The sequence below is a fragment of the Algoriphagus faecimaris genome (genome assembly GCF_900101705.1).
GTDB classification, from domain to species: Bacteria; Bacteroidota; Bacteroidia; order Cytophagales; family Cyclobacteriaceae; genus Algoriphagus; species Algoriphagus faecimaris.
Genome location: NZ_FNAC01000010.1, coordinates 87,293 through 108,198 on the forward strand (window position 1 = coordinate 87,293; position 20,906 = coordinate 108,198).

Annotated in this window: 16 protein-coding genes; 9 read left to right on the forward strand and 7 right to left on the reverse strand. The window is 42.2% G+C overall.

Features of this window, described 5'->3' with window-relative positions; translation table 11 throughout:
• Positions 1-2: 2 nt before the first annotated feature.
• Positions 3-698, reverse strand: coding sequence for a response regulator transcription factor (locus BLQ57_RS07215; RefSeq protein ID WP_087938623.1), 696 nt, complete (start codon positions 696-698; stop codon positions 3-5).
• Positions 695-2,410: a sensor histidine kinase gene (locus tag BLQ57_RS07220; RefSeq protein WP_087938622.1), complete on the reverse strand. Its 1,716-nt coding sequence runs from the start codon at positions 2,408-2,410 to the stop codon at positions 695-697. The genes BLQ57_RS07215 and BLQ57_RS07220 overlap by 4 nt, the downstream gene beginning before the upstream one ends.
• A 196-nt stretch (positions 2,411-2,606) precedes the next feature.
• On the opposite strand from BLQ57_RS07220, the gene lysA reads away from it, so the two are divergent.
• The 3 genes from lysA (at position 2,607) to BLQ57_RS07235 (ending at position 7,684) form a co-directional block, all read left to right on the forward strand.
• Complete coding sequence (gene lysA / locus BLQ57_RS07225; RefSeq protein WP_087938621.1) at positions 2,607-3,839, forward strand: diaminopimelate decarboxylase; 1,233 nt, start codon at positions 2,607-2,609, stop codon at positions 3,837-3,839.
• Between the two features lie 210 nt (positions 3,840-4,049).
• Positions 4,050-5,084, forward strand: coding sequence for a PorP/SprF family type IX secretion system membrane protein (locus tag BLQ57_RS07230; RefSeq protein WP_087938620.1), 1,035 nt, complete (start codon positions 4,050-4,052; stop codon positions 5,082-5,084).
• 311 nt (positions 5,085-5,395) lie between these two features.
• A complete protein-coding gene (locus tag BLQ57_RS07235) occupies positions 5,396-7,684 on the forward strand; it encodes a T9SS type B sorting domain-containing protein (protein WP_087938619.1) in 2,289 nt (762 codons plus the stop codon).
• 117 nt (positions 7,685-7,801) lie between these two features.
• Here the strand turns inward: BLQ57_RS07235 and BLQ57_RS20885 are convergent, their stop codons facing one another.
• Positions 7,802-7,999 carry a hypothetical protein gene (locus BLQ57_RS20885; RefSeq protein WP_139162687.1) on the reverse strand — a complete coding sequence of 66 codons (198 nt, stop codon included), beginning with the start codon at positions 7,997-7,999 and terminating at the stop codon, positions 7,802-7,804.
• A gap of 450 nt (positions 8,000-8,449) precedes the next feature.
• On the opposite strand from BLQ57_RS20885, the gene BLQ57_RS07240 reads away from it, so the two are divergent.
• Both BLQ57_RS07240 and BLQ57_RS07245 read left to right on the forward strand, forming a co-directional pair.
• On the forward strand, positions 8,450-9,475 hold the full coding sequence (locus tag BLQ57_RS07240; protein ID WP_087938618.1) for a PorP/SprF family type IX secretion system membrane protein: 1,026 nt from the start codon (positions 8,450-8,452) through the stop codon (positions 9,473-9,475).
• A gap of 55 nt (positions 9,476-9,530) precedes the next feature.
• Entirely contained in the window at positions 9,531-11,060 is a 1,530-nt protein-coding gene (locus BLQ57_RS07245; RefSeq protein ID WP_087938617.1) for a cryptochrome/photolyase family protein, read from the forward strand.
• Here the strand turns inward: BLQ57_RS07245 and BLQ57_RS07250 are convergent.
• From BLQ57_RS07250 to BLQ57_RS07260, 3 genes are all read right to left on the reverse strand, one after another.
• On the reverse strand, positions 11,057-12,124 hold the full coding sequence (locus BLQ57_RS07250) for a porin (protein WP_087938616.1): 1,068 nt from the start codon (positions 12,122-12,124) through the stop codon (positions 11,057-11,059). The two genes, BLQ57_RS07245 and BLQ57_RS07250, sit on opposite strands and share 4 nt — an antisense overlap.
• Positions 12,121-13,041 carry a mechanosensitive ion channel family protein gene (locus tag BLQ57_RS07255; protein WP_087938615.1) on the reverse strand — a complete coding sequence of 307 codons (921 nt, stop codon included), beginning with the start codon at positions 13,039-13,041 and terminating at the stop codon, positions 12,121-12,123. Before BLQ57_RS07255 ends, BLQ57_RS07250 begins: the two co-directional genes overlap by 4 nt.
• Before the next feature lie 107 nt (positions 13,042-13,148).
• Positions 13,149-14,258 (reverse strand): TolB-like translocation protein, encoded by a 1,110-nt coding sequence (locus BLQ57_RS07260; RefSeq protein WP_087938614.1) that lies wholly within the window; start codon positions 14,256-14,258, stop codon positions 13,149-13,151.
• 72 nt (positions 14,259-14,330) lie between these two features.
• On the opposite strand from BLQ57_RS07260, the gene BLQ57_RS07265 reads away from it, so the two are divergent.
• Together BLQ57_RS07265 and BLQ57_RS07270 are read left to right on the forward strand one after the other, a co-directional pair.
• A complete protein-coding gene (locus BLQ57_RS07265) occupies positions 14,331-15,569 on the forward strand; it encodes a M28 family peptidase (protein WP_087938613.1) in 1,239 nt (412 codons plus the stop codon).
• 171 nt (positions 15,570-15,740) lie between these two features.
• Positions 15,741-18,449, forward strand: coding sequence for a cation-transporting P-type ATPase (locus BLQ57_RS07270; protein WP_087938612.1), 2,709 nt, complete (start codon positions 15,741-15,743; stop codon positions 18,447-18,449).
• 131 nt (positions 18,450-18,580) lie between these two features.
• On the opposite strand, the gene pheS is transcribed toward BLQ57_RS07270, so the two are convergent.
• Positions 18,581-19,609: a phenylalanine--tRNA ligase subunit alpha gene (pheS, locus tag BLQ57_RS07275; protein WP_087938611.1), complete on the reverse strand. Its 1,029-nt coding sequence runs from the start codon at positions 19,607-19,609 to the stop codon at positions 18,581-18,583.
• Between the two features lie 156 nt (positions 19,610-19,765).
• Here pheS and BLQ57_RS07280 point away from each other — a divergent pair, with 156 nt between their 5' ends.
• Together BLQ57_RS07280 and BLQ57_RS07285 are read left to right on the forward strand one after the other, a co-directional pair.
• The gene (locus BLQ57_RS07280; protein ID WP_087938610.1) at positions 19,766-20,329 is read left to right on the forward strand and encodes an LOG family protein; all 564 of its coding nucleotides are present in this window, start codon (positions 19,766-19,768) and stop codon (positions 20,327-20,329) included.
• A gap of 67 nt (positions 20,330-20,396) precedes the next feature.
• Complete coding sequence (locus BLQ57_RS07285) at positions 20,397-20,900, forward strand: hypothetical protein (protein ID WP_087938609.1); 504 nt, start codon at positions 20,397-20,399, stop codon at positions 20,898-20,900.
• The last annotated feature ends 6 nt before the right edge of the window (positions 20,901-20,906 follow it).

The window sequence follows — 20,906 nt, forward strand, 5'->3', positions numbered from 1 at the left end:
AATCAATTATCGCTAACGATCAATTTAAATCCTTCACCATGGACTGTGATGATTTGAACTGTGGGATCATCTTTAAGTAGTTTTCTGATTTTACTCAAGTAGACATCCATACTTCGCGCATTGAAATAACTATCGTCTCCCCAGATTTGCTTTAGCGCATGGCTTCGATTGACAAGTTTGTTCATTTCTGCAGCTAATAGTCGAAGAAGTTCATTTTCTTTTGAGGTTAGCTTGTGCTTTCCTTCAGGACCTTCCAGGATCTGCTCATCGTAATGGAGCTTAAAGCCCCCAAATTCATATACTTTCAGTTGGCTGACTTCATTGGATTTTTGTGTACGTCGCAGGATTGCATTGACACGGAGTAGCAATTCTTCCATGCTGAATGGCTTTGTTAGATAATCGTCAGCACCGATTTTAAGCCCTTCGATAATATCATCTTTCTGATTTTTGGCTGTCAGAAACAGGATAGGGAGATCTTCTTGTACTTTTTTGATCTCTTTAGCTAGGGTAAAACCGTCCTTTTTTGGCATCATAATATCCAAAAGGCAAAGGTCGTATTTATCTTTTTTGAATTTGTTCCAGCCCTCTTCTCCATCCCTACAGAGTGTGGGTTCGTAGCCCTTCATCTCGAGGTATTCTTTTAGGATATCGCCCAAGTTTGGGTCATCTTCCACTACTAATAGTTTGGCCTTGCTCATTGTGTTTTGGGGAGTTGAATGGTGAATATACTACCTTTTCCGAGTTCGCTTTGGACAGAAATACTTCCTTTATGTGCCTCCAGCATTGTTTTGACGTAGGACAAGCCTAAGCCAAACCCTTTGACGTCATGAATATTACCGGTAGGAACCCGATAGAATTTATCAAATATTTTACGTTGAGCTTCTTTGCTCATTCCTATGCCATGATCTTTGATACTCACATAAGCCTGATTTTCGTCTTCCCAGGCTTTAATTTCTATTTCAGGCTGTTCTTTGGAATACTTATTAGCATTGTCCAACAGATTGTTGAAGATATGTGTCAGGTGGAAAAGATCCCCTTCCACGATACCGGAAGTCATTTGATTTTCAAATTGAATGGCCCCTTGGCGCTTTTCGATTTGTAAACTGATATGATTGGCGGTATCTTCTAAAAGCTCCGAAAGATTGATTTTTTCTAATTTGAGTTTGAAATCCTTCTTATCTAACGCAGCAGCCTGCAAGACGTTTTCTACTTGAGAGACCAGTCTTTTATTTTCGTCTTTGATGATTCCCAGATACCGGTCTCTAAATCGTTCCTGAGTAGAAAGTTCTGGGTCCTGAAGTGCTTCCACTGCCAAACTCACCGTTGCCAGCGGTGTTTTGAATTCATGGGTCATATTGTTAATAAAGTCATTTTTGGTATCTGAGAGTGCTTTTTGCCTGAGAATTACGCGGATTGCATAGACAAAACACCAGATGATAACTCCTATAAATACCAAAGAAGAAGAAATGGGGAGCCAAACTTGGCGTAGGACATGATTGGCTTTTTGTGGAAAGAAGATGTAGAGGTAATTTTCTTTTCCAAAGACATCGTTGGGGAAAAGCTTAGCTTGAACACCATATTGCACCAGTCGAAAAGGTTCGCTGACATTTCCCACAGCCATGAGCAATCCATCGTCTTTGAGAATACCCAACTCGAAATCCTCAAGGATACCTCTCTCGAGTAGGTAATTTTTCACGAGTTTACGGACCTGCGCAGTGTCCAGTCGATCCAAAATTGCCATCTGACCCGCAGCGATTTCATCCCATGCTTTATTCATCAGGTCAATTTTTAAATTGGCCCGACGGATTTTCTCAAGGGCATCATCGGAGATTTTTATTTCATTTTCAAATTCGGATTCCGGGATCAGGGTCGGTGCACTTCGGAATTGGTAGACGTCGACTTGACTTAAAAACTGCAATTGACGCTCCTTTTCCTCCAAAAGCACCGCCATTTCATCAGGTGTAAAAATGGAAGAAGCCACTTCTGGAGTCATTCTGGCAAAAAAAGTTTCTAATTCTCCCAAGATGGATAGGTCAATACCTCTTGATTCCAAGATGCGACGAAAAGTATTGCTCACCTCCGGAAAAGGAGTGATTTTAAGCGTGTCCACGATAGAAGGTCCAGAGCGGTATTTGGGTCTTTGCCGAACCTCAAAATCGATAGGATCTATTTTTTCGAACAAGGACTCCTGAAGAATCGGGTCCCTCATCAGTTGACTGAGTAAGACATCACTGGTTTCTCCTTTTTCCAGCTGGTCCACCGTGCTTGCTAATGCTTGATAGACGTCTTGGTCAAAGCGCTCTTGATTTATCCGAATAGCATTTTTCACCCAATAGTATTGAAAGCCCATCAAGCCCAAGCTTGCAACGGACATCAACACAATGATTAGGGTGATTTTATTTTTGGACATAGTACAAATTTAGTGGCTTTGTTAGGGAGAATGGGTTAGTTAACAATATTTAACGGCCTGATGTCAAGGGAATTGATCCAGTTTAATCCTGAGGATGGTTTTTTGGACAAGTTTTAGGTCTTAAAGTCCGCATAAAAGGCTCCCTTTTTCTTCCTTTCGGGCCTATTTACCTATCTTTGAGGGCAAATTTCAGACCATGTCAGACCTATCAAGACCTACAAGTATTCAGGGAGTATTTCTAGAAAAAATAGCTCAAGATTTTGGGACACCATTATATGTGTATGATGGACAAAAAATCCTGGATCAAATCCATGCCCTTCAGAAAGCATTCAGTGGAGTTCCTTTGAAAATTAAATACGCGACCAAAGCGCTTTCCAATGTCAGTATATTGAAACTGATCAAAAAGGGTGGTGCTGGTATAGATGCTGTATCGATTGAAGAGGTTCGTCTAGGAATGCTGGCAGGTTTTTCAGCTAAAGAAATAATGTACACCCCAAGTGGGGTGAGTTTTGAAGAAATCCGTGAAGCTGTTGAACTGGGAGTCATGGTCAATTTGGATAGTATTCCACTTATTTATCAATACGGAGAAGCTTTTGGGGATAAAGTGCCGGCCTGTATTCGGATCAATCCCCATATTATGGCGGGCGGTAATCTTAAAATATCAGTTGGACATAAGACGAGTAAGTTTGGTATATCTATCGAGCAGCTCGATGAAATACTTACCGCTGTAAAAAAATCAGGGGTAAAAATTGTCGGACTCCACGTGCATACGGGTTCTGATATACTGGATGCAGAGGTATTTCTGAAAGGGGCTAATGTACTTTTTGACGCGGCTAAAAATTTCCCGGATCTGCAGTTTATCGACTGTGGAGGAGGGTTTAAAGTAGCTTATAAGGAAGGAGATCCAGAGACCGATATCGCTGAGGTGGGGGAAAAAGTGTCTAGTGCTTTTCAGGAGTTTTGCAAAAATTATGGACGTCAACTCGAACTTTGGCTAGAGCCCGGTAAGTTTTTGGTGAGTGAGAGTGGGTATTTGATTGTGCAGACTAATGTGGTCAAGGAAACTCCTTCGGTTACTTTTGTTGGTGTGGATTCTGGTCTAAACCATTTGCTCAGACCCATGCTCTACGATGCCTATCACGATGTCTACAATCTCAGTAATCCTGATGCCGAAGAGGGTCGCTATTCTGTAGTGGGGTACATTTGTGAGACTGATACGATAGCGGCTAATAGATCGCTTTCTAAAATAAAATCAGGTGATTTGTTGGTGATTAAAAATGCAGGTGCCTATGGGTTTAGCATGGCGTCTAATTATAACTCAAGGGTGAGACCTGCGGAGGTTTTGATTCTAGATGGGAAGGCTTATCTGATACGTGAAAGAGAAAAATTTGAGGACTTGATAAAAAATCAAATAATAATCGATTTATAATCGATAAAACTGCCTTTGGTATAATTATTGATTTTGTAGGCAAAGCCATAAATGCGCGGTAAAATGCTGTGCTTTATCGCCAGGTCTGAAACCCAACCGATTGTCTCCCCAATCTTAAGCCCTAGTAGTTTCAAAACCTTTAATTCATGTTAAATTTCCTCTAAAGAGGGATTAAAACGATACCTTCGCTAGAGGAAGAGGGGAAAAGCTATGTTGAGGAAAATACTCGGTATGCTACTTTTGGTAGGCATTGGATTGATATCCAAGGCCCAGGATGTACAGTATTCTCAATTTTACGCAGCACCTTTATATCTAAACCCTGCTTTGACAGGAGCTTCAGAGCTTACTCGAATAGGAGTCAACTATCGGAACCAATGGCCCGGCTTGGATTATAGCTTCAATTCTTTTTCGGCCTATATAGATCATTACATTTTTGATTACAACTCCGGGATAGGATTGATTTTCAATGCCAACAGAGAAGGGTTGGCCAATCTGTCGACTAATGAAATTGGGCTTTCACATGCCTATCGGCTTCGTATCAGTGAAGATACATACTTCAGACTGGGAGGTCAGGTGAGTTATATGCAGCGGGACGCCTTCTTTTCTGATCTGGTTTTTGGGTCACAAATCGATATTATAAATGGCGGAGTAAATGGCATCACGGATGAGTTGGATGGAGTGCCGATTGATAGCCGATATAGCTTTTTTGATTTTGCCTTTGGGGGAATGTTTTATACCAAAAATATCTGGCTTGGAGCTTCTGCCCATCACCTTACTGAGCCTAATGTGTCTTTTGTAGAGGGTCAGGTTTCTAGACTTCCTATGAAGCTTTCCCTTCAGGGAGGAATTAAATTTGACCTGACAGGAGGTCGCAGGGATTATTTCACACATGCTTTTCAAGAACGGGCGATTTCCTTTGCGTTTAACTACAAGCAGCAAGATCCTTTCAATCAATTGGATATAGGAACACAGATCTATTTGGACCCCTTGGTTCTTGGACTATGGTACCGAGGCTTGCCTACCAAGAATGAATTGCCAAACAATGAATCTGTAATTGCCCTAGTGGGGGTATCTTTGCCTACAGGGCTTGACATTGGATATTCTTATGATGTGACAGTCTCCAAGCTTAATCAGCGAAATTCCGGCGGTGCTCATGAAGTTTCGGTGACCTATTCATTTTTATGGGGAGGAGATCCCAATAAAAGGAACCAAAAGGCTAGGGTAATCCCTTGTTTCAGGTATTGAGTTTTCTTTTTTTTAATTTTTTTCTTCTATTAATTATAGTTTTCGTGTCTTTTATCCCTAAAAAAAAGTAGCTTCTTATCAGGTTTTTGACAATGGTGTTTATTTCTGCAAAAACCTCATGCAATCAGTTTCATATATGACATTTGTCACAGTATAAAATTTTGTTATATGAAATAAAATACTGTTATTTTGCTATTAAATAAGGCTGAAGGCTACTTTTAAAGTTTTATATTCTGTTTTGCTGTGACAAAATACTGTATACAAAACACAATATTTGACCTTTCAAAAGAAAGCATAAGGTATCAAAGAAGATGAAAAACTTGGATTTTATCGGACAGCTTAAGATTTGGGCACTAATGATTTTATCGATAGTGGCCATTCAAGCCCATGGACAAATTTTAGACTTTCCTTTGGGCTCTAATCATAGAGAAGGCAGCTATGGAGGAATTCAAGTAGAAGTCACAGGAAAATTGGCACTTTGCTCCCATTCTGAAAAAGGTTTTCTTATTCTCAACGTCACCGGAGGTAAAGGGCCCTACACTTTTAAATGGAACACCAACGAAACCACTCAAAACCGATATAACCTTAACGCCGGAACCTACACCGTTCAAATTACTGATGCTGAAGGAACAGTCCATGTAGAGCGGATTGTCGTGCAGCCACCATTTCCATTGATTTTAGAGCCTGTTCAGACCAAGGACGCTTCCTGCGGATCAGCTCCTGATGGCTATGCCAAAATCGGAGTAAAGATAGGTAGAGGTGATCCTTATCGTGTTGTTTGGAGTCATGGACCTAAAGATGTCTGGGAGCTTTCCGATTTGCGTCCGGGTACTTATACCGCAATTGTCTATGATATGTATAATTGTGATGCCTCCATTTCATTTGAGATAAAGGCTCCCGCAGGAGGTGTAGCTGTGACAGAGTCAATTGAAGATGAGAGCTGTTCTGGTCAGAAAGACGGTAAAATATCCCTGAGTATTACTGGCGGAGAGGGACCCTATACCTATCAGTGGAATACCGGTGCTTCTTCTAAAGATATTTCCAACTTGGAAGCTGGCAATTATGAAGTAACTGTAACTGATTCCAAGGGCTGTTCTTTCTTTGGTGCATACACTGTAAAAGGTTCCTCTCCTTTAGATTTATCTGGAGAAGTCTATCAGCCCCTATGTAATTCCGATGATGGTTCTATTGTTCTCAATGTTTCTGGGGGTGCATCTCCTTATACTTACTCTTGGAATACCGGTCAGACTTCTGCCCAATTGGATAATTTGTCCTCAGGAACTTACTCTGTGATCGTAAAAGATGCCAATGGTTGTAGTATAAACAGTTCCTTTACTCTATCAGATGCAACTACTCTTGACCTTCAGTCCACTATCTTGGATGCTTCCTGTGAATTGGTTCAAGATGGCTCCATCAGCGTTTCGGTAGCCGGTGGAGCTGCGCCTTATACTTATACTTGGTCTCATGGACCTACTAGTCCAAACCTTGAAGATCTCCAGCCAGGAGCTTATGAGCTCATTGTAGAGGACGCTAATGGCTGTCAAATCTCTGAGAGTTATACTGTAAAGTCAAAAAATACACTCCAGGTAAGTCTTGTAAATCAAAAGGATCCAAGCTGTAGTGGTGCTGCTGATGGAGAGATTGAAGTGGCTGTATCTGGAGCTTTTGGAGCAGTCAAGGTACTTTGGTCAGATGGGGTGGAAGGTCCTTTGAAGCGTTCTGACTTGACTGCCGGATCTTACTCTATTCAGGTGTTAGATGAGAACAATTGTGGAGTTAATCAGAATGTGGCCATCGAAAATCCTGACCCTATCCAGGCTAGAATCAGTACCTTATTCGAAACTGACTGTGAAGCGGGAAGAGTAGTAGGAAAAGCAGTACTTTCCATTTCTGGAGGAACAGCACCTTTCAAAATCAAATGGAATTCTGGAGAGCAGGATAAAGAGGAAATTCCTGTTTACCAGTCTGGTTTTATTCAAGTAACTATAACTGATGCTCTTGGGTGTCAAGCGGAAACTTCCGTAGACCTAGACATGCCTGCTCAGATGACAAACCGAGCTCGAGTCTTGGACTTTCAGTACCGCAAGGTGGAGTTCTCCAATGAGCCAGAAGTATTGGTCGGTGAAGAATTGGAGTTTATATCGGAAATATCGGATGACCTGCGTGATTGGTTTTGGGATTTCGGAGACGGATTGTCTTCTGATGAAAAAGACCCTGTGCATATTTTCGAAAAAGAAGGAGCGTATCAAGTGACCTTGACTGCCTATGATCCCTTGGGATGTCCTATCTCAGAGACCAATACTGTAGTGGTCACAAGCGAAGAAGCGATGATGGTTGTGCCCAATGCCTTTACCCCAAATGGGGATGGACTCAATGATACTTTCATTCCAAAAATGAACGCAGTAGCTGAATTTACCCTCGAGATATTTAATGTCTGGGGAGAGAAAATGTTTGTCACTGCTGATATTGAAAGCAAAGGCTGGGACGGGACCTACCAAGGAAAGTTTGCACAGCCAGGAAACTACATCTATCGAATTTACTATAAGGACCTCAAGGGACAAGAGTTTTCCGTTTCGGGAGGACTTACTTTGGTTCGCTAAGCCTTAATTTCAGTCACCCCTTTAAAGACCGTCTCCTTGGCGGTCTTTTTTTGATCCTCATGCTCTTGGAATTTAGGATTTGCAAAGTGTCCAAGTCAGTGCAAACGGTGATAAGACTTAGCCTAAATAGCCGATGGAGGAGTATCTGCCGCAGGAAAGGTAAGTACACTGCCTTCCGAGCTTGAAGCTTAGGGGAAATCTAAATACTCCTCCTGTAAGCTCAACAGGCAGTTTATTATCAGCAACTCTAAAGTTAAACGTCATAAAAAACGGGTATTGCGGTCCTTTTCCGAGCAAACCTCCTAAGTTTGACATAATTTTATGTAGTTAGAATTGTCTTTTATATGCATAAAATAACATTTCTTTTTTACTCTATTTTACTATCTAATATAAAGTCAGTGGTAAGAGTTTTTTTATTATAAAAAAAAGAAAAATATTTTAAAATTTTTTCAAAAAACAGGTTTATAAGATTTACTTTTTAAATCATAGAATTTGTAAGTCCTAATTTATTTTTTGTTTTACCTCACAGGGATGATGATTTTTGATGAAAAGCCTCATTTTCAGCAGCTTTATAGGTGATTTTTGTCACTTGTTTTTCCAAATAATAGTTGTTATTTAACTGTATAACATAGATCTATAAGAAGATCATTTTGCTATTGACGTGATACATAAAATTATATTTCAAAACACGAAATGCAAAATATACTATATAAGGATCAGATTTATGAGTCATAAATAGACTCCAAAATCTACAAATATAAAGTCATGAAGAAGGTCGTCATCATATTGGTTTTAGTACTCTTGGGAATCCAAGGGTTTGCTCAGGACGCCCAGTATTCTCAGTTTTATGCAGCTCCTCTCTATCTCAATCCAGCGATGGCGGGTTCTACTGAAATGACTCAGATCGGAGTCAACTACCGAAACCAATGGCCTGGTCTTGATCAGTCCATCACTTCCTATTCTGCTTTTGCAGATCATTACATTTTTAGTGCCAATAGTGGCATAGGCTTGATTTTTAATCGATCAGAACAAAGCATGGCTAACCTCAGCGTCTCAGAGATAGGCTTGGCTTATTCATATAGAGCTCGATTGGGCTTCCGTTCTTTTTTAAGATTTGGCGGACAGGTCAGCTACATGGATCGTGATGCCTACTTTGGCAATATGATCTTTGGTAGCCAGATTGATGACGCCTCTGGATCTATCGGAGACTTCAGCGGTGAAAATCTCGGCCAAGATATGAGACATCAGTTTGCCGACTACAGTTTTGGCGTGTTGTACAATAATGAGCATGCTTGGTTTGGCATATCTGCACATCACATTACTCAGCCAAACATTTCCTTTTTGGAAGGAGAATTCAGCGAGTTGCCCATGAAATTATCCGCTCATGGAGGAGTGAAATTTGACCTATCAGGAGGAGCTTTTCGCTCTTACTACAATCAAAACTCTGGAGTTCGTGAACTTGCCCTCGCTTTCAATTATAAAAATCAGGGACCTTTCCAGCAATTGGATTTGGGTGCTCAGTTGAATATCCAACCTTTGGTTTTAGGACTATGGTACAGAGGTCTTCCTATCTCAGACGAGATGGGAACCAATCACGAGTCCATAGTTTCCTTGGTTGGGATCAGTTTAGGTGGTGGTCTAAGTGTCGGATATAGCTACGATTATGTAGTTTCCTCTTTAGCCTCTGCCAATGTGGGTGGTGCTCATGAGATCAGTATCCGATATAGCTTCTTGGCAGGAGATAGTGCGGGAGGAGGAAGAAAAACTTCCATGCCTTGCTTTAAATATTAATTTCTCATAAACAAAGGTTGAAGAAAGGGCTTTATGAAAATAAAGCTCTTTTTTTATGCCTACTACGTTACGATTAATCCTTGGGGATCAGCTTAATTTAAACCATTCTTGGTTTAAAGAAAAAAATGATGATGTCATCTATCTCATGGCAGAAATGCGACAGGAGACAGATTATGTGACACATCATATCCAAAAAGTGCTTGCGTTTTTTTTATCGATGAGAAGTTTTGCGAAGCAACTTCAGAAAGAGGGTCATACCCTAAAATACTTCGAAATAGACCATTCTGATAATCCCCAACAACTTGAAAAACTGATCCGTCAGGAAGTAGAAAAGGAGGGCGTAAAGAAATTTGAATACCAGCTTCCCGATGAATTCCGCTTGGATCAGCAATTAAATCAGATCTCCGAAAATTTGTCCATTGAGCATGAGGCTTTTGATACGGAGCATTTTTTGACCCAAAGGAATGAGTTAAAAGAGTTTTTCAAGGGTAAAAAGACTTTTTTGATGGAATCTTTCTATCGGGATATGCGAAAGAAATACAACATCCTCATGGATGGTAAAGAACCGGTCCAAGGCAAATGGAATTTTGATCATGAAAATCGCTCCGCTTTAAAAGATAAGCGCTTACTCAAAAAGCCAAAAACCCATCCCAAGGATGTCAAAGAGTTGCTAAAAACGATAGAAAAGGCGGGAGTTAAAACCATTGGTAAGATCGATAAAGATGAATTTTTATGGCCAACAAGTAGAAAGGAGGCCTTAGAGGTTTTAGATTACTTCTGCGAAAGCCTGCTCGTTCATTTTGGAGATTATCAAGATGCATTGACTACTTGGGATCCGTATTTATTCCATTCTCGATTGAGCTTTGCAATGAATAGCAAAATGCTATCCCCTATCGAAGTGGTAGAGCGAGTAGAAAGGTATTGGGAGGAACATCAAAACACAATTTCTATTTCCCAAGTGGAGGGCTTTATCAGACAGATCATTGGCTGGAGGGAATATATGCGGGGTATTTACTGGGCAAAAATGCCGGAATATAGTGAGCTCAATTTCTTCGCTCATGAGCGCAAACTTCCCGATTGGTTTTGGACTGGCAAGACCAAAATGAAATGTTTATCCGAATCTATCACTCAGTCATTGGATTTGGCCTACGCGCATCATATTCAGCGGCTGATGGTGACGGGAAATTTTGCGCTGCTAGCGGGCGTTCATCCCGATGAGGTGGATCAGTGGTACCTGGGTATCTATATCGATGCGATAGAGTGGGTGGAGATTACCAATACGCGTGGCATGTCCCAATTTGCTGATGGGGGTATAGTGGGCACCAAACCCTATGTTTCTTCGGCAAATTACATCAAGAAACAAGGAAACTATTGCGACCATTGCGCCTACAGACATAAGGAAAAGCTAGGGGAAAAGGCCTGTCCTTTCAATAGTTTGTACTGGCATTTTTATGAGCGAAATCGGGAAAAGCTAGAGAAAAATCCTAGAATTGGAATGGCCTACCGAACATTGGACAAATTGAAAAACAAAAAGGAAATTTTAGATCAGGCAGAGAAGTATTTGAATGAAATAGAGAATCTCTAATCTAGCTGAAAAGCAAAAGACCCCAAGAGAAAATAATTATCCGAATTACCGCTATCAATTCCCAATACTGGTCCAGTGAGCCAACGCCCCTCTAACCTGAAGGTGGCAAGCTTACCCAATTTCCAGTCTCCATTCAGTGAAATACCACTTGTCTGGATTCCTGCATCGATTTCGCTTGTGGCGATAGCCTGAAAGGGATCATTGTAATATTCAAATCGAAAAGCAGTAGCAAACTTTTCGGAGAAACGTCTTTGAAGAATGGCGGACATCCCCCACCAGTTACGATCAAAATCAAAGGCCAAAGTCCTCCTACCTCCATCCAGTCCGGCGATGAATCGCCAACCATCATCCAGGTTAAAATCCCCATAGAAATTCATGAAATAGAGCATGGTTTCAGCTTCTAAAGGTTGATCCGTTCCGAGAAAAGTACTCCAGTTTAGTTTGATGCTTTCCTTGGGAGTAAATGTAGCTTGCGTACCAAAAGAAGGTCTATTTCTACCGGGAATAGCCCGGATACGCTGCCAGCCGTTCAGATAAAGAAAGGCAAAGTACCAACGTTCATCCTTTTGCCAGCTTAATTGTACTCCTGTTTCAAAATAGGGACTATTTTCTGCGATGATCGAGCGGGAAAGGGTCAGGTTTTCTGTGGAGACCGCATTTTCAAAGCCGATATGAGAAGGCAATACTCCGGCATCTATCCATAATTTTCGATTGTTGTCTAGGGCTACTCCCACATTCGCCTGATGAATCCATTGAAAGAGCTCCGGTTCATCGGCATAATTATCCCGGGCATAGGTTCCCTGCTGAATTCCCAAATTAGCTCGAAGGTATTCAGTTTTTGCGCTCAAGGTTACCAAGGCCAAATTGATACCCAGTCGGTTTTGTTTGGTATGATTATATAAAAATGGGAGCCTGTTTTCCAGACCCATTTGATCTACAAAATCATATCCATAGTATACATCCAAAAAGGCTGAGACGTCAAATTGGAGGGAATTATTTGAGCTCTCCTGTGCAAAAGCAGGCGATGAAAACACAAGAAGGAATATCAGGAGTGATTTTCTCATGCCTTTTTGTTTTCCTCCAAAACGACTCGAGTACGCGGCAGTGCATCGGGATAGTTCTTTTGAAGAAATTCAATCATTTTTTCCCGCACATGTACCCGAAGGTCCCATGCGGTGGGGGAGTTTCTGGCAGAGACCAAAATCCTGCTTTCAACTGTCCGTTCCTTTGCATCGGTGACTTGCAGGACTTTTACTTTTTTATCCCAAAGACTGGTATTTTCTAAAATTCGATCCAGTTCCTTCCGCATCGCATCAAATGGTACGGTGTAATCTGTGTAGATAAATACCGATCCGATGATGTCAGCAGAGGTTCGAGTCCAGTTTTGGAAGGGTTTTTCTAAGAAATAAGTGGAGGGAAGCACCAGGCGCCGTTGATCCCAAATTCTGACCACCACATAGGTAAGATTGATCTCTTCGATCCAGCCCCATTCTCCTTCGACCACTACGGCATCATCCAGGCGAAAGGGCTGTGCAAATGCTATCTGAATTCCGGCAATCAGGGTTCCAATCGCTTTTTGTGCAGAAAAACCAATAATAATACCTGCGACTCCCGCTGAAGCGAAAACACCTACGCCAATTTTCCTGATGGGCTCAAAAGAGATTAAAATCAATCCGACCCCCAGTACGATGATGATGAAGTTGATGATTTTCTGTAGAATATTCAGTTGAGTGTAGACCTTTCTGGCTCGGAGATTATCTTCTTTGTTCAGGTCAAATTGCTTTAGGAAAAGTTGCTTGAAAATCCCTGTCAAGACCAAGAGAACCCAAGTGAATCCTGTTATAATCAAAATGGTATTGACATGGGGGATCCATCCTAATATGCCTTCCCAGCTGGAGGAGTTATCTTGAAAGTAAATTTTGGAAAAGACCAAAACCAGTGTGACAATCAGCGGAATAATCAGTCTGCGGTAGATTTTCATTAAAAAAGGGTTTGAAGAACATTTAAATTAATAAAGGATTCCATCTAAACAAAAAGCGAAAGAACGATCTCTTTCGCTGATTTTCTTGGATGCTTGTGATTTTAGGCTCAGTCTCCTATCCATTCTGCCACGAAAAGATTGGTATCCCGAGTGCCTCCATTATTTCTATTGGAGGAAAAGACCAGGTATTTTCCATCGTTGGAAAAAACAGGAAAGGCGTCAAAAGTGTCATTTTCGGTAATTCTCACCAGTCCTGTGCCGTCTAAGTTGATCATGTACAAGTTGAATGGGAAGCCTCGCTCTGTGTGGTGATTGGATGCGAAAATGATTTTTTCTCCTGAGGGATGGAAGAAAGGGGCCCAGTTTGCTTGTCCCAAATCGGTAATTTTTTTCATTTCCGTACCATCTACATTGGCCACATAGAGTTCCATTTCTGTAGGTTTGACCAAGCCTTCAGCGAGTAGCTCTTTGTACTCTAAAATCTCTGCCTCCGTCTCAGGGCGAGAGGCTCGCCATATCAATTTATTTCCGTCCGGAGAGAAAAATGCCCCTCCGTCATAACCTAAATCTGTGGTGATTTGTCGGACTCCGCTCCCATCAGTATTCATGGTGTACAGTTCTAAGTCTCCGGTTCGCATGGAGGTAAAGACTATTTTATCACCTTGTGGCGAAAGCGTAGCCTCCCCATCATACCCTGGTTCATCGGTCAACTGAGTGATCAAATTGCCATTAATATCCGCTGTAAATATATCGTAGCTATCATAAATTGGCCAAACATATTTGCCATCCGCTCTCCGCTCAGGGACAGGGGGGCAATTTTCCCCACCCAAATGAGTAGAGGCATAGACAATACTTTCGTTTCCCGGAAGAAAATAAGCGCAGGTTGTTCTTCCTAGGCCTGTGGACAGCCGTTTGGGAGGATTGTTTTTTAGATTGTCTGTTTTCCAGTGGGTATAAAAAATCTGATCACACTTCGCTCCCCACGCTGCATAATCGGACTGAAATACCAGCATCTCATCATCAAACGACCAATAGGCTTCAGCGTTGTTTCCTCCGAAAGTCAGCTGCTTGATATTCCTCAGATATTTCATTTCATTTTCTGATAGCAAAAGCGAATCCTGTGAGGTTGCGACAGTCGATTGAAGTTCCTCGTCATTCTCTTTGGGTTGGCTGCAAGCAAAGCTCAGGGCTATTAAAGCAAGAAGTTGAAATCGCATAGTGATTTGAGTTTGAATTTTTTGCAGCACCAAGATACCAATTATTATATTTGATGATCAACTACTATCTCTATGATCAACTTTCGGATTTTCATGCTTTTTTCTTTTCTCCTCTTAGGAGCATCCTGCCAGAGCCAGCTCTCTGATGAGGCCCTACTTAAAAGCCTCCAGTCGGATGTCAATTACTTGGCGGCAGATCAACTTGAGGGTCGGGCTATTGGTACTGCAGGTGAGGAGAAGGCAGCCGAATACTTAGCCGCCAGATTTTCTGAGATCGGTCTGCAGCCAATGGGTACGGATGGTTTTTATCAGGAGTTTACCGTTTCTAAACCGAGCAATCCCCACGAAGAAGCCATCATCGGTGTCGATGGGGAAGGGATCACCGGTAGAAATGTGCTGGGTTTCCTCGACAATCAATCCCAAAAGACAGTGGTGATAGGAGCACATTTTGATCACTTGGGCTATGGTGGTACAAGTTCTCTACATAGAGGGGATTCGGCGATTCATAATGGAGCTGATGACAATGCGTCTGGCACTGCGGCTTTGGTAGCTTTAGCAGAAATTTTAAAGGCAAAAGAATACCTGTCTAATTTTCTTTTCATTGCTTTTTCCGGTGAGGAAAATGGCCTTTGGGGCTCCAATTATTTTGTAAAAAACCCCACGCTTGATTTGGAGACGACCAATTATATGATCAATATGGATATGGTAGGCCGATTAAATGTAGAGGGAACCCTAGCAATCAATGGTGTAGGTACCAGTCCTGCTTTTGTCCCCGCTCTTGATCTTGCCAATGCGGATAGTTTAAAATTGGTAACCTCCGAGTCTGGTGTAGGGCCTTCGGACCATACTTCTTTTTATCTACAGGATTTACCCGTGCTTCATTTTTTTACTGGTCAGCATGAAGACTACCACCGGCCTTCCGACGATGCAGATAAAATTAACTTCGAAGGCTTAGTCCAGATAGTTCGATACATTGATCGCTTGATTACTCAGTTGGATAGACAGCCCAAGCTGACATTTACCAAAACCAAAGATAGTACCGGAGACTCACCGAGATTTACAGTCTCTTTGGGGGTGGTTCCGGATTATTTGTATGATGGTCAAGGTATGCGCATAGATGGAGTGTCAGAGGACAAACCTGCCCAGCTAGCGGGTCTTGCCAAGGGTGACATTATTCTGCAGATGGGAGATTCGACCATAGTGGACATGATGAGCTATATGCGAGCCTTAGGCAGTTTCAAAAAAGGAGATGAGACGCAAGTAGCCTTTGAGCGAGAAGGCAAAAGGTTAAAAGCTCAAGTTAAGTTTTGAGAATTTGACTTTTTATTTTTTTGTCTTGAATTTTAAATTAAAGAGTGGTTGAGCAAAGAAAAAAAATAGCATAGTCGAATAGTATTCGATTCCTTTAGAAGAATAGTAGCGCTAGAGTTTTGTGAAGATCATTTTGGCACATTGAGTAATAATTTTTAAAAGTAGAAACCTATGAAGAATAACGCTACAGATTGGCATGCATTGCATGTGGAGGAAGTAACACGAGAGTTGGACACCGACCTCGAAAAGGGACTCTCTACTGCGGAGGTGAATCTTAGATTAAAATCTTTTGGTGAAAACCGTATTCAAACCAAGAAGCGACAGAGTAGTCTTGTGCGCTTTCTTTTACAGTTTCATCAACCTTTGATCTACATTCTTTTGGCGGCCACGGTAGTGACCCTGTTTCTTGGAGAGTACCCTGATTCTGCCGTTATCTTTGCTGTCATTTTAATCAATTCGATCATAGGCTACATTCAAGAGACAAAAGCACTGAAGGCGATCGACGGCCTATCCAAAGGGATGAGTACAAGTGCTACAGTCTTGAGGGATGGAAAGAAGGCGGTAATCAATAGCGTCTTTTTGGTTCCGGGTGATGTGGTGTTAGTCCAGCCTGGTGATAAAATGACGGCCGACCTTCGAATAGTGGCGGTGAAGGACTTGCAGGTAGATGAGTCTGCCCTCACTGGAGAGTCTATCTCTACAGAAAAAAACCCCGTCCCTATCGATGGCGATGTGATGATTGGGGATAAAAAGAATCTGGGATTTGCCTCGACTGTCGTCACCTATGGAACGGCTAAGGGAGTAGTAGTCCGTACAGGGGACCACACCGAGATGGGTAAAATCAATCAGTCCATAGTATCTGCTGAGGAGCTCGACACCCCTTTGACGCTGAAGATTAAGCAGTTTAGCCACATTTTACTCTGGGTGATTTTAAGTTTTTCAGTACTCATTCTGCTCATAGCATGGGCAAGAGGAGAAAGTTTGGCAGATGCATTTATGGTTGCTGTTGCCTTGATGGTAGGTGCCATCCCGGAGGGATTGCCTGCAGCAGTGACGATTATGCTGGCCATAGGAGTATCTAAAATGGCCAATAGAAGAGCTATCATCAGAAAACTAGTGGCAGTGGAGACCCTCGGAAGTACCAATATCATTTGCTCAGACAAGACTGGGACACTCACCGAAAATCAGATGACAGTCCAAAAGATTATCGCAGGTGGCGAATTATTTGACGTGACAGGAATTGGCTACAAGCCTGAGGGAAAAGTATTGTATGAAGGTGAAGAAATAGTGCTGAATAGAAAACCCTCGCTTCAAATTTTATTGAGAGGAAGTGTGCTTTGTAATGACAGCCGAATAAAAGAGGAAGAAGACCGCTGGATTGTGGAAGGAGACCCCACGGAGGGGGCATTGATTAGTGCTGCCGAAAAGGCCGGAATCAAGGATCATTATACTGATCAATATTTTCCCCGAATTGATGAGATACCATTTCAGTCGGAATACCAGTACATGGCCACCTTGCACCAATATGACGAAAATCTCGTTTTTTTAAAAGGCTCACTTGAGGCCGTTCTTCGGACTTGCGAGTCAATGTTGGATCATTCAGGAGAGCGCGTGCCCATCGATAAAGCATACATCGAGAATACTGCTGAAAAGTTAGCCTCTGAAGGACTCCGGGTTTTAGCTTTTGCTTTTAAAACCTTTGATTCTTCTAAAATTACTATTGACCACTCCGATGTGGTTGAGGGAATGGTCTTCACAGGGCTTCAGGGAATGATTGATCCTCCCAGAAAAGAGGCAATTAAGGCTATCGAACTATGTCAGGGGGCAGGAATCAATGTAAAAATGATCACAGGAGATCACGCTTTGACTGCAGCCACGATTGCTACTCAACTGGGCATAGTGGGAAAGATTGAAAATGGAAAATTAAAAGCCTTAAATGGTCTTGAGCTTAAAAAATTATCGGATCAAGAACTTCAAGAAGTGGTGGAAGAAGTATCGGTTTTTGCCAGGGTGAGCCCTGATCAAAAATTGAGATTGGTAAAAGCACTCCAGGCTATGGGTCATGTGGTAGCCATGACTGGGGACGGGGTCAATGACGGTCCAGCCCTGAAGCAGGCAAATATCGGCGTAGCCATGGGGATTACAGGTACAGAAGTCGCAAAAGATGCTGCGGATATGATCTTAACGGATGATAATTTTGCTTCAATAGAAGCTGCGGTGGAAGAGGGCAGAGGGGTATTGGATAACCTCACCAAATTTATCGTATGGACCCTTCCTACCAATCTTGGTGAGGGACTAGTCATTTTGGCCAGCATTGTTTTTTCAACTCAGTTGCCACTTGGGCCCGTGCAGATTCTATGGATCAACATGACTACTGCGGTACTATTAGGCCTAATGCTGACTTTTGAGCCCAAGGAGCCGGGGATAATGAATAGACCTCCTATTCCTGTAAACAAGCCCCTTTTGACCTTTCCCCTGATCATGAGGACACTTCTTGTGGGCTCATTGATTATGGTTGCCGCTTTTCTGATGTTTAGGTATGAATTATCTATAGGGGCCTCCATCCAAGAAGCCCAAACTGTGGCCACTACAGTCTTCGTGGTTTTAGAAATCTTCTATCTGTTCAACTGCCGTTCTTTCAGACGATCCATTAGAGAGATTGGTTTCTTTTCAAATAAGTGGATCTATGTCGGTACAACATTGATGATACTCCTTCAGCTGCTCTTCATTCATGCTCCATTTATGAACAAGCTGTTTCACTCCGCTCCCATTGGGATAGATTCATGGATTCGGATTATCGCAGCGGGAATAGGGCTTTTTACGATAGTGTATATTGAAAAAGGAATTCGAAAGAGAGTTGCAGGAACCGATGATTTTTAATCATTCAGGGCTCGAAATAAGAAGTCTAATGCAAAGTTCAGATTAAACAGCATTTAGTCAATAAAGAGGCTGTCTCAAATTCCAATACAGGATTTTAGACAGCCTCAATACTAGTAGGGTAGAATTATTCGCTAAAGCAAAGGTCTAAACTGCCTTAAAAAGCGGATATCATTTTCCGTGAATAAGCGTAAATCCTTAATTTGATATTTTAGCATAGCGATACGCTCGATACCCATACCAAAGGCAAATCCGGTATATTTTTTTGAGTCGATTCCGCAGTTTTCAAGTACGTTTGGGTCCACCATTCCTGATCCACCTATCTCTACCCAGCCGGTACCTTTACATACATTGCAGCCATCGCCCCCACAGAGCAAACAAGAAATATCAATCTCTGCACTGGGCTCAGTAAAGGGGAAATAGGAAGGTCTAAATCTCACTTTTGTGCCTTTGCCAAACATCTCTTTGGCAAAGTGATAGAGGGTATTTTTGAGGTCTGCAAACCCTACATTCTCATCCACGTAAAGCCCTTCGACCTGATGGAAAATGCAATGTGCTCGTGCTGAGATGGCTTCATTTCTATAGACTCTTCCTGGGGAAAGTGTCCGGATAGGCGGTTTTTGATTCTCCATCACTCGTACTTGCACAGAGGAGGTGTGAGTCCGCAGTGCGATGTCAGGATTTTTTTCAATAAAAAAGGTATCCTGCATCTCGCGAGCAGGGTGATTTTCCGGGAAGTTCAGTGCCGTAAAATTGTGCCAGTCATCCTCGATTTCTGGTCCTTCGGAAAGATTGAACCCTATGCGCTCAAATATCTCAATAATTCGCTGGCGAGTAGCCGTAAGTGGATGAATTCCTCCAATTTCCCTATTGGAGGGGGGTAAGGTAAGGTCTATGGATGCCGACTTGGTCTTTTTATTGGCATCGTTTACTTTCTCGATCAGTTCTTGAAATTTTTCCTCAGCCAGTTGCTTCACACTATTGACCAATTGGCCATAGGCTCGTTTTTCTTCATTGGGGATCTTACCCATATCTGCAAAAAGTGCCCCTACGACGCTTTTTTTGGAGATATATTCCATACGGAAGGCTTCCAATTCCTGGGGATTACTGGCGTCTGCAGCGGCGATGGCTGCTTTGATAGCTTCAATTTTTTCCTGATACATGCGATTGCTCTTAATCAAGCCACAAAGCTACAATTTTTGTCCTTTTTATTGGTAAAATTGAGAATGAAGCATAGCTAGGCTTGGAAAAATTGAGCTCCCAATACCTTTGTAGACTGAAAAGGAAGGCCTAATTTCAGGCGTCAGAATAAAACAAAAATGAAGAAGATAACAGTCTATTGCGGCTCTAAAAAAGGGAACAAACCGGATTATGAAGCCGCAGCGATTACTTTGGCCAAGGAAATGGCGAAGCGGGATCTCGAACTTGTCTATGGGGCAGGAAGAGTAGGTCTAATGGGAGTAATAGCTGACGAAATGCTAGCTGCAGGTAAGAAGGTCTTGGGGATTATTCCCCAAAAACTTGTCGATCGGGAGGTGGCACATCAAGGCTGTACCGAATTGATCATCGTGGAGACCATGCGTGATCGAAAATGGCTCATGGCTGAGCGGGGAGATGGGTTTATTGCCATGCCTGGAGGAATAGGGACTTTGGAGGAGTTATTTGAAATCATGACACTTAATCAGCTTCACTACATTCAAAAGCCCTTGGCGTTGTATAATGTAAATGGATATTACAATCAGCTTTTGGGTTTTTTAAACCATGCCAAGCAGGAGGGATTTCTTTATCCTGAGCAGGAAGAGCTGCTTTTGGTTTCGGATGATCCTGCGGAGTTATTGGACAAAATGAGCGACTATCAGGCAAGAAGACCAGCCGATTGGTGATTTGACAGGGAGAAATTGGACGATTTATTGTGGATTTCATTATTTTTGACAACCGATTACCAGTAAAATGATCGAAAAAATTTTCCCACTAGACAAAAACTACATTCTCCGTCAAGCTCAATCCGTGCTAGAGGAGGAGATGATCGACCGAATGGTTTTTGAGTTGAAGCGTTCGTATACATTTTTATATAATCCGCTTCGTCTGATGGAGCCGACTTATGCTAGGATTCTGGATACCTTAGAGTTTCCCCGAGATCGGGTCAGAATGATTTACCGGCAATTGTGCGGAGTGTATCGCTACAAACACGGAGACAATCAATTGGAGTTTCTATTTGATGGTCGGACCCATTTCGAGAAGTTTCAGGAAGACTGGTCAGCGGCCTTGGTAAAGTATGTTCAAGATCTGGGTCAATACGAACCTTATGTCAAAACCATGCTGCGGATGACAGTGCTCTATGATACCGAATCCAGAGCCGAATGGTCTGAGAATCACTGTAAGGCGTTCATCAATCAGTTTTTTGAAGTTCGAGTAGTCAAGAGACAAGGTGAACTTCGCCTCAAATTAGGCTGAATCGAT